The 15,190-nt window shown below is 27.6% G+C and carries 14 protein-coding genes, 1 CRISPR repeat array and 1 riboswitch; of the genes, 7 read left to right on the top strand and 7 right to left on the bottom strand.

Translation table 11 applies throughout. The features are described 5' to 3' along the window. Positions 1-65: 65 nt before the first annotated feature. The 5 genes from I6E15_RS00725 (at position 66) to nhaC (ending at position 4,008) form a co-directional block, all read left to right on the top strand. On the top strand, positions 66-665 hold the full coding sequence (locus tag I6E15_RS00725; protein ID WP_235243442.1) for a DJ-1/PfpI family protein: 600 nt from the start codon (positions 66-68) through the stop codon (positions 663-665). Between the two features lie 256 nt (positions 666-921). Next, positions 922-1,395, top strand: coding sequence for an FKBP-type peptidyl-prolyl cis-trans isomerase (locus tag I6E15_RS00720; protein WP_235243524.1), 474 nt, complete (start codon positions 922-924; stop codon positions 1,393-1,395). 25 nt (positions 1,396-1,420) lie between these two features. Then, positions 1,421-1,849, top strand: coding sequence for a ribose 5-phosphate isomerase B (gene rpiB / locus I6E15_RS00715; RefSeq protein WP_235243440.1), 429 nt, complete (start codon positions 1,421-1,423; stop codon positions 1,847-1,849). 27 nt (positions 1,850-1,876) lie between these two features. Then, positions 1,877-2,215, top strand: coding sequence for a histidine triad nucleotide-binding protein (locus tag I6E15_RS00710; protein WP_177162049.1), 339 nt, complete (start codon positions 1,877-1,879; stop codon positions 2,213-2,215). A 332-nt stretch (positions 2,216-2,547) separates the two neighbouring features. Beyond that, positions 2,548-4,008, top strand: coding sequence for a Na+/H+ antiporter NhaC (nhaC, locus tag I6E15_RS00705; RefSeq protein WP_235243439.1), 1,461 nt, complete (start codon positions 2,548-2,550; stop codon positions 4,006-4,008). A gap of 58 nt (positions 4,009-4,066) precedes the next feature. Here the strand turns inward: nhaC and I6E15_RS00700 are convergent, their stop codons facing one another. Further along, on the bottom strand, positions 4,067-4,699 hold the full coding sequence (locus tag I6E15_RS00700) for a hypothetical protein (RefSeq protein WP_235243438.1): 633 nt from the start codon (positions 4,697-4,699) through the stop codon (positions 4,067-4,069). Positions 4,700-4,715: 16 nt separating this feature from the next. Next, positions 4,716-5,105: a GrdX family protein gene (locus I6E15_RS00695; RefSeq protein WP_235243437.1), complete on the bottom strand. Its 390-nt coding sequence runs from the start codon at positions 5,103-5,105 to the stop codon at positions 4,716-4,718. Positions 5,106-5,401: 296 nt separating this feature from the next. Here I6E15_RS00695 and I6E15_RS00690 point away from each other — a divergent pair, with 296 nt between their 5' ends. Both I6E15_RS00690 and I6E15_RS00685 read left to right on the top strand, forming a co-directional pair. Next, on the top strand, positions 5,402-6,766 hold the full coding sequence (locus I6E15_RS00690; RefSeq protein ID WP_235243436.1) for an alanine/glycine:cation symporter family protein: 1,365 nt from the start codon (positions 5,402-5,404) through the stop codon (positions 6,764-6,766). Positions 6,767-6,805: 39 nt separating this feature from the next. Beyond that, a riboswitch (ZMP/ZTP riboswitch) is annotated at positions 6,806-6,885 on the top strand. A 56-nt stretch (positions 6,886-6,941) separates the two neighbouring features. Next, on the top strand, positions 6,942-8,606 hold the full coding sequence (locus I6E15_RS00685; RefSeq protein WP_177162056.1) for a formate--tetrahydrofolate ligase: 1,665 nt from the start codon (positions 6,942-6,944) through the stop codon (positions 8,604-8,606). 53 nt (positions 8,607-8,659) lie between these two features. On the opposite strand, the gene I6E15_RS00680 is transcribed toward I6E15_RS00685, so the two are convergent. The 5 genes from I6E15_RS00680 to I6E15_RS00660 all read right to left on the bottom strand — a co-directional run bounded on the left by I6E15_RS00680 (position 8,660) and on the right by I6E15_RS00660 (position 15,129). Further along, on the bottom strand, positions 8,660-9,991 hold the full coding sequence (locus I6E15_RS00680; protein WP_235243435.1) for an MATE family efflux transporter: 1,332 nt from the start codon (positions 9,989-9,991) through the stop codon (positions 8,660-8,662). A gap of 172 nt (positions 9,992-10,163) precedes the next feature. Then, positions 10,164-11,977: a CRISPR direct-repeat array (repeat unit 36 nt; unit sequence ATTTTTTCATACTTAAATTTTACAAGGTACTAAAAC). Positions 11,978-12,010: 33 nt separating this feature from the next. Further along, positions 12,011-13,081 (bottom strand): hypothetical protein, encoded by a 1,071-nt coding sequence (locus tag I6E15_RS00675; RefSeq protein WP_235243434.1) that lies wholly within the window; start codon positions 13,079-13,081, stop codon positions 12,011-12,013. A gap of 9 nt (positions 13,082-13,090) precedes the next feature. Continuing rightward, a complete protein-coding gene (gene cas2 / locus I6E15_RS00670) occupies positions 13,091-13,399 on the bottom strand; it encodes a CRISPR-associated endonuclease Cas2 (protein WP_268827892.1) in 309 nt (102 codons plus the stop codon). Between the two features lie 4 nt (positions 13,400-13,403). Next, positions 13,404-14,309: a type II CRISPR-associated endonuclease Cas1 gene (cas1, locus tag I6E15_RS00665; RefSeq protein WP_235243430.1), complete on the bottom strand. Its 906-nt coding sequence runs from the start codon at positions 14,307-14,309 to the stop codon at positions 13,404-13,406. 151 nt (positions 14,310-14,460) lie between these two features. Continuing rightward, a complete protein-coding gene (locus tag I6E15_RS00660; RefSeq protein ID WP_235243429.1) occupies positions 14,461-15,129 on the bottom strand; it encodes a hypothetical protein in 669 nt (222 codons plus the stop codon). Between the last annotated feature and the right edge of the window lie 61 nt (positions 15,130-15,190).

The raw sequence follows: 15,190 nt of genomic DNA, 5'->3' as shown, positions 1-15,190 counted from the left end.
TTTTTTTTCAGAATTAGTCAACAGTTTTTTTATTTTTTTTATTTTTTGTTAAAAGGAGTATGATTTTGAAAAGTATTTTAGTTTTTCTGGCTAGTGGAGTTGAAATTTTAGAAGTTTCTCCATTTATAGATGTCTTTGGTTGGAACTCAGTTGTTGGAGATAAAGGAAATCCTATCAAATTGGAAACTGCTTCTTTTGGAAAAGATATCAAATGTACTTGGAGCCTTGGTCTAAAAACAGAGATCGATTTATTAGTAGATGAAATTGATATAGACAGGTTTGATGCTCTTGTAATCCCAGGTGGATTTGGCATGGCAGGATTTTTTAAAGATGGTAAAAATCCAAAAATCCAAGATATTATTCAAAAATTTTATAAAAAAAATAAAATTATAGTTGGGATTTGTACTGGAGCTATACTTTTAGGAGAGGCTTCTGTTTTACAAAATAAAAAAGCTACAACATATTTCCTTGATAATGAGAGATATTTTAGTCAGCTTAAAAAATTTGGTGCTATACCTATAAAAGATACTATAGTCCGTGATGAAAATATTTTTACAACTGCAAATCCTGAGTCAGCACTCAGAATGGCATTTATTTTACTAGAGATTTTAACAGATAAAAAAAATTGTGACCTAGTCAAAGAAAATATGGGATATAAAATTTAAAAAAAGAGAGAAAATTAACTCAAGATATGATATACTATTGATAGCAAATTAAAACAAGAGAGGTGTTATTATGGATAAAGAAAAAGAATGTTGTTGTGGACATGACCACGAAAAAGAACACGAATGTTGTGGAGGACATGAACATCATCATCACCATGAAGATGGAGAATGTTGTTGTGGACATAACCACGAAGATAAAATAAAAGAGTTGAGAGAAAAATTAGCTTCTGAAAGAGCTAAAGGAAACACAAACACTATATCTGAAGGTAAAGTTGTTACTGTTGAGTTTAAAGTATATGACAATGACACTAACGAATTATTAGAAGATACTAAAGAAGTTGGACCTTTCTTCTATATTCAAGGTATGGGAGCTTTCGTTCCAAAAATCGAAGAAGTTTTAACTGGTCAAAAAGCTGGATATAAAGATACAGTTTCTTTAACTGTTGAAGAAGGATACGGAGAACGTGACGAAGAATTAGTTGTTGAAATGGACAGAAAAGACTTCGTTGAATTTGAGGATATCTATGTTGGACTTGACTTTATAGCTGACTTAGAAGATGGTTCTGAGCAATCTTTCGTTATCACAAAAGTTGAAGATGATGTTGTTACAGCTGATGGAAACCACCCATTTGCTGGAAGAAATGTTAGATTTGAATTAGAAGTTTTAGGTGTTAGAGAAGCTACTGACAAAGAATTAGAATTTGGAGAACCTCTATTTGAAGGTTTCTAATATAAATATTTAAGGAGTTAAAAAAATGAAAATTGCTTTAGGTTGCGACCACGGTGGATATGAATTAAAAGAAAAAGTAAAATCTCATTTAGAAAAAAAAGGATATGAAGTTCTTGATTTAGGTTGTCATTCAACAGAATCTGTTAACTATCCAGTTTATGGAAAAGCTGTTGGAGAAGCTGTTGCTAAAAAAGAAGCTGACTACGGAGTTGTTATCTGTGGAACAGGTATAGGAATTTCTATCGCTGCTAATAAAGTTAAAGGTGTAAGAGCTGCTCTTTGTATGAATACTACAATGGCTAGACTTACTAGAGAACATAACGACGCTAACGTTTTAGCTTTCGGTGCTAGAATGGTTGGAGATGTATTAGCTCTTGAAATGGTTGATACTTTCCTTACTACAGCTTTCGAAGGTGGAAGACACGTTGCTAGAGTAGAAATGTTAGAAGACTAACATCAAACTTAAGAAGGGAGAATTGATATGGCTACAATTTTTACAAAAATTATTAATAGAGAGATCCCAGCTAGTATAGTTTATGAAAATGATAAAGTTCTAGCTTTTAAAGATATTAACCCTCAAGCTCCTATTCATATATTAGTAATCCCTAAAAAAGAGATACCTACTATCAATGATATAAAAGAAGAAGACAGAGAGTTAATCGGTGAAATGTATCTAGCTATTGCAAAAATTGCAAAAGATTTAGGAATAGCGGAAGAAGGTTACAGAGTAATCACTAACTGTAATGAATATGGTGGACAAGAAGTATTTCATATCCACTTCCATCTACTAGGTGGAAAAAAATTAGGTACATTAGTATAAAAATAATGTTAATATTTAAAAAAAACTATTGACAAATATTTTTTTTGATGTATAATTCATATTGAAATAAAGAATAGCAATCGCTTAGTTTTATTTATAATTTTTAGTATCAAATTATAATTAAGAAAAAAGCGGGGGACCCATTTATTCGGCTAAATACCGTAGCTAACCTCGTCATTTATAGACAGGGAGCTCTAATGTGTCCACAGGGTTTAGTGTGTAATGCCATTAGTGTTCTAATGGCATTTTTTTATTACTTTTTATTCTAAAAATGAGGTGATATTTAAAATTTTAATTCTCGAAATTAAAATTTAAAAATTTAGGGGGACAAAATGAAAAAAGAAACAACATCAAAAGTAATCAAAGAAACAAAATTTATTCACGCTTTAATACCATTAGTATTTTTAATAATTTCATTAGGATATACAATAAGGTGTACTGAGGCTTCTCCACATATTCCAATTATAATATCTGGAATGTTAGCTGCTTGTGTGGCTATGTTTGCATTAAACTATGAATGGTCTACTATATTAGAAGGAATTCTTGAAACAATTAAATCATCTATGGAAGCTGCCTTAATATTATTAATTATCGGAATGGTTGTAGGAAGTTGGATTATTTCTGGGGTTGTTCCTACTATGATTTTCTATGGTCTTAAAATAATGGATCCAAGTATATTTTTACCAGCTACTGTTTTATTATCTCTTATCGCTGCTATTGCAACTGGAAGTTCTTGGAGTACAGCTGCTACAATCGGTATCGCTTTAATGGGAGTTGGAGCTGGACTTGGAATACCTGCACCCATAACAGTTGGAGCTATTATATCTGGAGCATATATGGGAGACAAACTTTCTCCTCTATCAGATACAACTAACCTTGCACCAGCTATGGCAGGTTCTAATCTATTTGATCATATAAAATCAATGTTAGCTACTACTATACCAGCTTTTATTATCACTATGATAATATTTACTTTTATGGGAATGAAATATTCTGAAATAGAAGTTGACGCATCAGTACTTGATTCTATACTTTCAACTTTAACTTCTGAATTTACTATAACACCAATTTTATTTATAGTACCAATAATCACAATTGGACTTGTAGTAAAAAAAGTTCCAGCTATACCAGGACTTTTATTTGGAAGTATAATGGGTGGAGTTGTTGCAGTATTTGTTCAAAAAGTATCTCTTAGAGATTTTGTTACAGCTTTACAAGTTGGATATGTTTCTAATTCTGGAAACCAAATGGTAGATGATCTGCTTACTCGTGGTGGAATGAATAGTATGGTAAGTACAGTGGCTCTTATTATCTGTTCTCTATTCTTAGGTGGAGTAATGGAAAGAACTGGAATGTTAAACGCTATCGCTATGAAAATAATGAGCATTGCTAATTCAACAGGAAGTTTAATTCTTTCTACACTGCTTACAGCTTTTGCTGTAAATATGCTAGCTGCTGAACAATATCTTTCAATAGTAATTACTGGAAGAATTTTCAAAGATGTATATAGAGAAAGAAATCTTGATCCAGTTACTCTTTCAAGAGCTTTAGAGGATTCTGGTACAATGACTTCTCCTCTTATCCCTTGGAACACTTGTGGAGCTTATATGATAGCAACACTTGGTATCGCTCCTTGGGTTTATGTGCCATACTGCTTTATGAATTTAATTAGTCCTGTTATATCTTGTATCTATGGATATACTGGATTTACTATTAAATATTTAGATAAAGATACTGTAAAAAAGCCTAATATAAAACATATATTTGCAACTCTTATTAGCTTTGCAAAATAATATCTAAAAAGAAAAGGAGTTTTGGAAAATACCAAAGCTCCTAATTTTTTTATTTATTTTAATGTTTGTATATAAAATCTACTCCAAGACTTAAAAGCTCATCTTTTGAAATCTCTTCTTTTATTTTAAATATTATATTACTTTTTATATTCTTTTTACTTTTTAAAATTTTTAAAGATTCTATTGAAGAAACCTCTATAAATCTAGGATCCATATTTTCTATTACATTAAGACTTGATGAATCTATTTTTGATTCTTTGAATAATAAAGGTGAGTCATCATCAAAATAATTTAAAAAATCACTAATAGAGTCCCAACCGTGGATACCTTTTATCTCATAGATAAGATTTTCAAGAGGAATATCAAAATTTGATATTAAATTTTTAACACTCTCAAAAAAGAAATCTGGATCATCAATATAGTCTACCCTTAGAGTATAAAATAATTTTTTCTCTGAAAAACCTTTTTCCAAAGCTAGTTTATAAGATTTTTCCTGTAATTTCAAAGTAAAAAACTCAAATAAACCGTTCTCTGACGCCAGAGAATATACCTCTTCACTACTTGAAAAACCTGTGTTTGAAAAATTTTTAATTATTTTATATCCGTAAATCTCATTTGTTTTTAGATTTATAACTGGAATAAAATCAAATACTACTTTATTTAAAATCTCTTTAAAATTTAGTTTAGTCATTACAACCCCTTTAAGTTTATAAGTTTAAATTTTTTAATTCTTTTATACTATTTATAAGCAGATTTAAGTCTATAAATTTATACTCTTCTAGGTTTTCTTCAGAAATATTCTCCATAGAGATATCTGGCAATTTTTTTCCTATATTAAGAGCTCCTTTTATTAAATTAAGAGATATACCATTTTCTGCTGTAAAATCTTTAGAAACTATAATAGATTTAAACGGATTATTAGAGTTTTCTAAGTTATAAATTATAGGATCACTTAATAATTTATGCCCTTTTAAAATACACTTGTAAACTTCTGCTAAAACTCTGCAAATATCCTCATTCTCTAGCAACACAACTTCATCAGTTTCTTTAAAAAAATTAAAAACTTTTTTATTATTAGTAACTATTGTAAATGACATTTCAACCTCCTATTATTCTAATAAAATAATTTTATATACATTATAGTATACCACATAAATTCAAATAAAGGAAAAAAATTTTTTAATATGGTATATATTTTTTTGAAAAACATCTAAAGAATAAAACTATATTTTTTTACTTTAATATATTTTTTTAGAATATTAAGTTCTATTTAAAATCAAATTAAAATTTATAAAAAATATTTTTAAATTTTTTCAAAAAAACTATTCCAAAAAATAATTATTTGTGGTATCATTTAGTAAATTTTTTAAAAAATATTGAGGAGAGGATATATATGGAGAATTTTAATTTGTTGGTACAGAATGTCAGTGGATTTGTTTGGAATAAGGTTTTAATACTACTTCTTATTGGTACAGGTATATTTTTTACTGTTGTTTTAAAATTTATACAAGTCAGGAAATTTGGTGAAGGTTACAAAAGAGCAGTAAAAGGTGTAAACTTAAACGGTGAAAGTGCTGGAGCAGACGGAATGAGTTCTTTCCAATCTTTAGCAACTGCTATTGCAGCTCAAGTTGGAACTGGTAACCTTGCTGGAGCAGCTACAGCTATCGCCTCAGGAGGTCCTGGAGCAATATTTTGGATGTGGGTTAGTGCTTTCTTTGGAATGGCAACTGTTTACGCTGAGGCAGTTTTAGGACAACTTTACAAACAAAGAGTGGACGGAGAGATTGTTGGAGGACCTGCTTACTATATCAGTGAAGGACTTGGAAAAAACAGATTTAGTAAAGGGCTTGCTATTTTCTTTGCTCTTTCTTGTGTCTTAGCTCTATCATTTATGGGAAATGCTGTTCAAGCTAACTCAATCGCTTCAGCTTTTAGTAATGTACTTTCTATAAAACCTATCTATATAGGAATCCCTATTGCTATTGTATCTGGATTTATTTTCTGGGGAGGAACTCAAAGAATAGCTTCTTTCACAGAAAAAGTTGTTCCTATAATGGCTGGATTATATGTTGGAGCTTCTATCCTTATAATTATATTTAATTTTTCACAAGTTATCCCAGCTTTCAAAATGATAATCACTGGTGCTTTTAATCCATCTGCTGTTTTAGGAGGAGCTACTGGTATTACAATAAAAGAGGCTGTTAGATTTGGAGTGGCAAGAGGATTATTCTCTAACGAAGCTGGTATGGGTTCTACTCCTCACGCTCACGCAGTTGCAAAAGTTGATAAACCTAGTCATCAAGGATCTGTTGCTATTATAACTGTTTTCATTGACACATTTGTAGTTTTAAACTGTACAGCTTTTGTTATTATTATGACTGGTGGAGTTGGAAGTGGATTTACTGGAATTACTCTTACTCAACTTGCTTTTAATAAAGTTTTAGGAAGTTACGGAGGAATATTTATAGCTATTTGTTTATTCTTCTTTGCTCTTTCTACTATTATTGGTTGGTACTATTTCGGTATCGCTAATATAAAATATCTTTTTGGAGAAAAAGGTATGAATCCATATAGAGTAATTGTAATATTATTTATAATTCTTGGTTCAATGGCAAAAGTTGATTTAGTATGGAATTTATCAGACCTATTTAATGGGCTTATGGCAATACCTAACCTAATTGCTATTATAGCTTTATACAAACTAGTTAAAAAAGTTGCTGATGCTAGTGACAGAGCTAAACATAAAAATCTGTAAAATTATTATAGACAAATCAAAAAAAATATGTTATCATAAACTTGGTTATACAACTGACGGAAGTGGAACTGACCACAGGGAGTATAACTCTTAGTAAGCCGACCGTCTGGGCAAAAAAGCCTAGAAGTTCGGCTTTTTTTATCCCTAAAATAAAAATATTCAGGAGGATTATTAAATGAAAACAGATATCCAAATAGCTCAAGAGGCAAAATTATTACCTATAAGTAAAATTGCTGAAAAATTAGGTCTTACAGAAGATGACTATGAAATGTATGGAAAATACAAAGCAAAAATTGACTTTAATCTTTTAAACAGATTATCTGATAAAAAAGATGGAAAATTAGTTCTTGTAACTGCTATCACTCCTACACCAGCTGGAGAAGGAAAATCAACTGTTACAGTAGGACTTACACAAGCTCTAAACAGAATGGGATATAATTCAATGGCAGCTCTTAGAGAACCATCACTTGGACCTGTATTCGGAATAAAAGGTGGAGCAACAGGTGGAGGATATTCTCAAGTAGTTCCAATGGAAGAAATCAACTTACACTTCACTGGAGATTTACATGCTATCGGTGTAGCTCATAACCTTATCTCTGCAGTAATAGACAACCATATTAAATTTGGAAATAAATTAAATATTGATATAACAAAAATAACTTGGAAAAGAGTTGTAGATATGAACGACAGATCTTTGAGAAATATAGTTATTGGTCTTGGAGGTTCTGCTTCTGGAATTCCTAGAGAAAACTCTTTCCAAATAACAGTTGCATCAGAAATTATGGCATCTTTATGTCTTGCTAATTCTTTAAAAGATTTAAAAGAAAAAATTGCTAGAATAATTTTTGCTTATGATGTAAATGGAAAACCACTTACAGTAGCTGATTTAAAAATTACTGGAGCTGTAACAGCATTATTAAAAGATGCTATAAAACCAAACTTAGTTCAAACTCTTGAAAATACTCCAGTACTTATCCACGGAGGACCATTTGCAAATATAGCTCATGGATGTAACTCTTTAATCGCTACAAAAATGGCTTTAAAATTGAGTGACTACGCAATTACAGAAGCTGGATTTGCTGCTGACTTAGGAGCTGAAAAATTCTTAGATATTAAATGTAGACAAGGAAATCTTTCTCCTAACTGCGTTGTAATAGTTGCTACAGTTAGAGCTCTAAAACACCACGGTGGAGCAAAAGATTTAGGAGTAGAAAACTTAGAAGCACTATCTAAAGGTTTAGAAAACTTAGACAAACATATTGAAAATATGAAAAAATACAATCTTCCAGTTGTTGTTGCAATGAATAGATTCTTAACAGACACTGAAGCTGAATTTGATTTAATAAGAAATAGATGCCTTGAACAAGGTGTTCCAGTTGCTCTTTGTGATGTATGGGCAAAAGGTGGAGAAGGTGGAGAAGAACTTGCCAAATTAGTTCTTGAAGCTGTTGAAAATAACCACGAACAATACAAACCACTATATGATTTATCTCTTTCTCCAAAAGCTAAAATTGAAACAATAGTTAAAGAAATATATGGTGGAGCTGGAGTTACATTCTCTGCAAAAGCTAAGAAAATGTTAACATTCATCGAAGAAAATGGATATAACGAACTTCCAATCTGTATGTCAAAAACTCAAAAATCTTTATCAGATAAAGCTAACTTATTAGGTAGACCAAGTGGATTTACTGTTGAAATCAACGAAATCAAAATGGCTGCTGGAGCTGGATTTATTATTGCTATGGCTGGAGATATTATCGATATGCCAGGACTTCCAAAAGTACCAGCTGCTGAAACAATAGATATTGATGAATTTGGAAAAATCTCTGGATTATTCTAATAACTTAAATTATAAAAGCTGTTGCATTTTTCTTTTGCAACAGCTTTATTTTTTTATATAAATCTTTTATTTTTCCATTTTTTACTTTTCCATCTAAACCACATTGCAATACCTCTGAACCATTCATCAGCTGCATTGGCTATCCAAATTCCTACAAGTCCCATTTCAAATTTTATTCCTAAAATATATGAGAATAAAACTGCTACTAAAAATACAAATCCTACTCCAACTGCCATTGGATATTTTATATCTCCAGCAGCGTGAAGTGAGTTTATTATAACAATATTAAAAACTCTTCCAACTTCTAAAACAAACATAAATGGAAAAACTACCAGAGAAGCAGCAAGTATCGCCTCATCTTTTGTAAAAACTTCCATTATTTGTCTTTTAAATATTACCACAGTTCCTGTAACTACTATTGCTAGTAAAATAGAAATTTTTAAACTATTGATACATCTTCTATAAGCCTCATCATCTTCTCTAGCTCCTACAAGTTGCCCCACTTGAATAGCCGTGGCGTGTCCTAAAGATATTGAAAATGTCATAACGAAATTAGCTATAAGCATTAGATAAGTACGAGATGTTATCATTGTAGGTCCCATTTTATTTACCATAGCCATTATCATCAACTGCCCCACATTCCAAGCAAAGTTTTCTCCAGCAGTAGGAATACCTATTGAAAGAATATTTTTTACAATATGGAATGGGAAAGGTTTTAAAAATTTCTTTCTAAATTTAAAATGACAATACTTACTCATTACTAAAAATCCAACAATACAACCGACAAATCTTGATACTACTGTAGAAATTCCAACTCCTGTTGCCCCAAGAACTGGCATTCCAAACCAACCAAATATAAACATTCCATTACCAAAAATATTTAAAATATTTACTCCCATATTTACATAAAGCATTGGTTTTGGATTTCCGTGACTTTTCATTATTGCACTACAAGTAAGTGTTACAGCTTGGAATACACATAACCCTCCAACAAGTTTAAAATATGTTTTTCCTATATCTACTAACTCCAATGGAAGGTTTATTTTTTGTAATATAAGCTCCCAAAATCCAAAATATAAAGCTCCCATTAAAAGTCCAAGCAAAAGATTTACTATAAGAGATACTGTTATAACCTCTTGAACTTTCTTTTTATTTCTTGCACCTATAAACTGAGCACAAAGAATAGAAGTTGCAAGGTTTATAAATCCAAAAATTACATTTTGAATATTAAGAACTTGGCTTATTCCTCCTACTGCTCCAACAGCTTTATCACTATAATGATTTAACATTAGTGTATCAATATTTCCTACAATGGTTATCAATAAAAGCTCTAAAAAAATAGGTATTGTCAATGAAACTAGTGATTTTACTTTTATTTTACTCATACTTTCCCCTCTTCTTTTTTATTTTTTACCGAAGTTAATTCTAACAAAAAAAACATATTTTTTCAAGAATTTTTTTATTATATTTAATAATTAAAAATATCTTTCATTTTTTTAGAAAGTTCTTAAAAAATTAGAAATAAAAAAGCTCAGGGTAGAACCACTGAACTTATTTATATAATTTTACTTAAATTTTACAAGGTACTAAAACAGATAAAGAAATAAGATTAAATTATAAAAGATTTTTTCATACTTAAATTTTACAAGGTACTAAAACGGGCTTTATTAATTTGGAACTCATTAATGAATTTTTTCATACTTAAATTTTACAAGGTACTAAAACTTGTGAATATAATCTCTCCAGTAGTTAAATATTTTTTCATACTTAAATTTTACAAGGTACTAAAACTATAAATATTTGTTACTTCGTGCATTAATTATTTTTTCATACTTAAATTTTACAAGGTACTAAAACAGACAATAATAAATTAAAATCATTATGGGAATTTTTTCATACTTAAATTTTACAAGGTACTAAAACATCTAGCAACATATTTTTATACCCCCTTATATTTTTTCATACTTAAATTTTACAAGGTACTAAAACAAAAATATATCCTCTAAAACAACAAAATTAAATTTTTTCATACTTAAATTTTACAAGGTACTAAAACTCAGACGAAGAAATATTTACAAGGGCAGATATTTTTTCATACTTAAATTTTACAAGGTACTAAAACTTATCCCATATACTCACAATACAATTTTTATTTTTTCATACTTAAATTTTACAAGGTACTAAAACATGGCTTGAAGAGAATCTAAAGAGATCATTATTTTTTCATACTTAAATTTTACAAGGTACTAAAACGGAACTTACGAACTACTGAACACAGAATTAATTTTTTCATACTTAAATTTTACAAGGTACTAAAACAATCTAGCTTTTCATTTGCTATCTTTAGTAATTTTTTCATACTTAAATTTTACAAGGTACTAAAACTTAATTTGTATATGCCCCCGTGAGAATAGATTTTTTCATACTTAAATTTTACAAGGTACTAAAACTAAGTTCTACTATTAAATTATCACTTAACCATTTTTTCATACTTAAATTTTACAAGGTACTAAAACGTATCTTTTGATTGCTCCTTGTTTGAAATAATTTTTTCATACTTAAATTTTACAAGGTACTAAAACCATTGAAGTATTAGAACGTCTTAAAACGTGATTTTTTCATACTTAAATTTTACAAGGTACTAAAACTATAAATTGATACCCGTTTTCTCCATATTGATTTTTTCATACTTAAATTTTACAAGGTACTAAAACAAAATGTTATAATAATCTAAAATACTTATAATTTTTCATACTTAAATTTTACAAGGTACTAAAACATTTTTCTACATATTTCAGCAGTAAGAAAAATTTTTTCATACTTAAATTTTACAAGGTACTAAAACGAGGAACGACAATGGCAGTATATAAAACATATTTTTTCATACTTAAATTTTACAAGGTACTAAAACAAATCGACTGATTTTATTTTTTTCATTTTTATTTTTTCATACTTAAATTTTACAAGGTACTAAAACACTACAGAGGGAGCAGTATTAATTCCTAAAATTTTTTCATACTTAAATTTTACAAGGTACTAAAACACTTATGCAACAATTTAATATATTACAATAATTTTTTCATACTTAAATTTTACAAGGTACTAAAACAAAGAAAGTATTTGCTCAAATCTTCTATCTATTTTTTCATACTTAAATTTTACAAGGTACTAAAACGTGCCATGAAATCACGGGGCGGCATGAATGATTTTTTCATACTTAAATTTTACAAGGTACTAAAACCTATTTTTACTGCCTACTTCTTCAGAAAATTTTTTCATACTTAAATTTTACAAGGTACTAAAACATAAATAGTTTATTTCTATCATAACCAAATATTTTTTCATACTTAAATTTTACAAGGTACTAAAACCTCAAATTGATTATAACATAATTTATCTATTTTTTAAAGTTTTTCTTCTATATAACTAGAAAATGGAGATTTATGATTATACTCAATATCTTTTTGATAGTTTATTTTTGATAATTTTAGATAGAATAATAATAAAAAAATGTGTTCATAATCATTTATATAAAGATTTTCTTCTTCTAAAGAAAATTTATTTGTAATTTTGTTTTTATAGAAAAATTCTCCTAAATAAATATTTAAAACAGATTTTAATTTTTGAGATATATTTTCTTTTGTTTCCAATACAGGATAGTTTTCTTCAAATATTTTTATTAGTTCTTCTTCAAAAAATAGATTTTTAAGTTCTTTATTTTGATAAATATTTAAGTTATCTAAACTAGAAAATTCAAATAAATATTTTGAAAAGGTAGCAATAATAATTTTATTATTTTTTGACAGTTCTAATAAAAATTTTTTTAGCTCTTTTAATTCTTTTATAGAAATATTTTTTTCGGGAAAAAGAAAAATATATATTTTATCCTTTATAGTTTCTTCATCTAATATTCCCAAAGTTATTTTTAGTTTTTCAAAAGAAGTTAAATTATTTATTTCTATATCATTTTCATCTTTTAATACAGATATTTTTATTTTTTTTATTAAATCACTAGAAGTTAATTTGTCAAAAGAAAATTTTAATTGATAATCACTATATTTTGAGATTTCTGAAACTATATCCAATGTAAATTTATCTATTTCTAAATCTTCTATCAAAGAATTTATAGTAATCAATATTGGTTCTGTTGGCAATTTTTCTTTAAAAAGATTATTAAATCTTGAATAAAGAACAGTTTTACTACCTAAATCAAATTCTTCTTCTATTTTTTCTTGAAAAAAATATATACATTGTTTAGAAGAAACTTTTTCCTTTACTTTTGAGAAATAATTTACTATTTCTAATTTCAAATCATTTATTTTATCTTTTTTCCCTAATTTTTTATCATTATAATAAAAATAGATACTATCACATATATCTTTTAAAAGTATCTCATCATCTCCAGTAATTACTGTATAATTTCTATTTTTCATAATTAGAGAAGATATATTTCTAAAATTTTTTATTTCTATCATACTTCCCCCTTAAAATATTATTATTTTTTTATCAGTAATTATTCTTTCTTGTTTGCTTTTTTGTCCTAAAAATATTTTCATTTTTTCATATTGCTTTTCTGTTATTATCAATCCTCTAACACTTCCATCACTAGGAAGAAATTTTTCAATCTTTTTCATATAGTTATCTGCCATTGTTTGATTTGTACAAATTCTACAATAAACTGAATATTGAAGCATCAAAAAACCATTTTCTATCAAAAAATGTCGAAATTCCCTATATTCTCTTTTTTCCATATTAGTATCCATCGGAAGATCGAACATTATCAAAAGTCGCATATATTTATAACTCATAAAAATTTATTCTTTTTAACACAGGTATTTTATTTACTTCTAATCTTTCAGTTTTAAAAAAATCTATAATATACTCTATATATTTTTCCATTACATTATAGGTTGTTTCCATATAAGAATTGTACTCTAATTTGGCATTTAAAAGATTTATTAATTCTATTCTATCTTCTCTTGAAAAATATTCAGCATCTTTTATATTAAGATAAATATAATAATCTACTATTGGTCGAAAAACCTCTATAATATCACTTGATAAATTAAATTGATTATACTCATTTTTATGATGTATTCCTAAATAAGGTAATAGTCCCTTACTAGCTATTATTCTAGAAATTTTACTATTAAAAATAGTATATCCATAATTTAACGCACTATTAACTACATCATTTTTTCCTCTTATAAATTCTTCTTCGAATAATTCTCTAAAATATATTTTTGCTCCTAGTCCTTCTCTATTTTCAATATCATCTTCCACTACCTCTGATTGATATTTTTCTATAAGCTTAATAACTTCTTTATTTTTATTTAATTTTTTTAAAATTTCCTTTTGATTTTCTAATTTAATTTTTACTATCTCTTTCCATAATACTTTTTTTAAATTTATATCCCAATTTATTTGTTCTTCAACTACTTTGGATTGTCTAAAATACCCTCCCAATGGATAAACCATTGTTTTAGGATTATATTTATCATCACAAAAAATTAATAAAATATTATATTCTATTATTTTATTCATCAATTTTACAGTAACTGAAGTCCTATTATCCTCTAAAATAATACTTCCAATATCTCTTAAAGGAATTTTATATTCTTCTCCATCTTTTATTATCATCAAACTATCTAAGTATAAACATAATCTTTCACTTTCTCTTATATAGATTGTTCTCCAACTCATTTTTCTCCTTTTTTTCAAAAAAAGAAAAAGTCCCTCAAAGAGGGACGATTCCGGTACAAGACCTTATTTTAGTAGGTCTTGTAAAACTTAAGTATGAAGACAAAGCGTCCTTTGTCCCCTCAATTATATCATTTTTATTTATTCTTTTCAATTATTTTTTTATAATATTTTCAAATTTTTCTTGTGAAATATATTCTTTTCCAAGTACATTAATATATATTTTTTCAAATTTAACTACATCTTTTCCTATTGTTAAAAATTTTTGTTTAGAACTTGTTGGAAATTTTTCTAAAAATTCTACAGCTTCTTTATGCTCAAACTCTTTATTAAACAATTCATTTAAGTTTTTTTCGATATAAATCTCCTTATCATTCTTTAATATTTCTTTTAATTTTCTTAAATTTTCGATAATTCCACCATTATTTTTATCTATAAAATCAATCTCAAATTTCTTAGCTTCATCATCATTGACACCTTTAAATTTTACTTTTTCAATTGTTCCATCTTTTTTTTGAACTTCTATTATATCCCCACTAAATATAGAGAAAATAAATTGATACTTATCATCTATCTCTTTTTTTATTTTTTCATACTCATATCTATTATTATCTATTTCAAAATATTGTCCTTTGTCTTTAAGCATTGTATATCTTACACTTATAAATTTATAATCTTTTCCGTTATAGTAAACATCAGCTCTATAAGTTGGAATAGTATCCATTATAACTCTTTTTTTCTTAGTACTATATTTATGAGTAATATCTATATAATTTCCAAGTTCATTAGATTTATATTTTAAATCTGATCTGTACCCTGTCAAGTACTCAATTTAATTATCAACATTTTTTTCTTTAAATTTCCTATATTCTATTGGACTTCTA

The organism is Fusobacterium perfoetens, assembly GCF_021531475.1.
Classification (GTDB): Bacteria; Fusobacteriota; Fusobacteriia; order Fusobacteriales; family Fusobacteriaceae; genus Fusobacterium_B.
This window is presented reverse-complemented; position numbering and strand designations above follow the sequence as displayed.

Bases quoted from the DNA above. Each gene is read 5' to 3' on its own strand.
- rpiB (WP_235243440.1), top strand. From the start codon at position 1,421: ATGAAAATTGCTTTAGGTTGCGACCACGGTGGATATGAATTAAAAGAA.
- I6E15_RS00690 (WP_235243436.1), top strand. From the start codon at position 5,402: ATGGAGAATTTTAATTTGTTGGTACAGAATGTCAGTGGATTTGTTTGG.
- I6E15_RS00680 (WP_235243435.1), bottom strand. From the start codon at position 9,991: ATGAGTAAAATAAAAGTAAAATCACTAGTTTCATTGACAATACCTATT.
- I6E15_RS00675 (WP_235243434.1), bottom strand. From the start codon at position 13,081: ATGATAGAAATAAAAAATTTTAGAAATATATCTTCTCTAATTATGAAA.
- nhaC (WP_235243439.1), top strand. From the start codon at position 2,548: ATGAAAAAAGAAACAACATCAAAAGTAATCAAAGAAACAAAATTTATT.
- cas1 (WP_235243430.1), bottom strand. From the start codon at position 14,309: ATGAGTTGGAGAACAATCTATATAAGAGAAAGTGAAAGATTATGTTTA.
- cas2 (WP_268827892.1), bottom strand. From the start codon at position 13,399: ATGCGACTTTTGATAATGTTCGATCTTCCGATGGATACTAATATGGAA.
- I6E15_RS00695 (WP_235243437.1), bottom strand. From the start codon at position 5,105: ATGTCATTTACAATAGTTACTAATAATAAAAAAGTTTTTAATTTTTTT.
- I6E15_RS00685 (WP_177162056.1), top strand. From the start codon at position 6,942: ATGAAAACAGATATCCAAATAGCTCAAGAGGCAAAATTATTACCTATA.
- I6E15_RS00700 (WP_235243438.1), bottom strand. From the start codon at position 4,699: ATGACTAAACTAAATTTTAAAGAGATTTTAAATAAAGTAGTATTTGAT.
- I6E15_RS00710 (WP_177162049.1), top strand. From the start codon at position 1,877: ATGGCTACAATTTTTACAAAAATTATTAATAGAGAGATCCCAGCTAGT.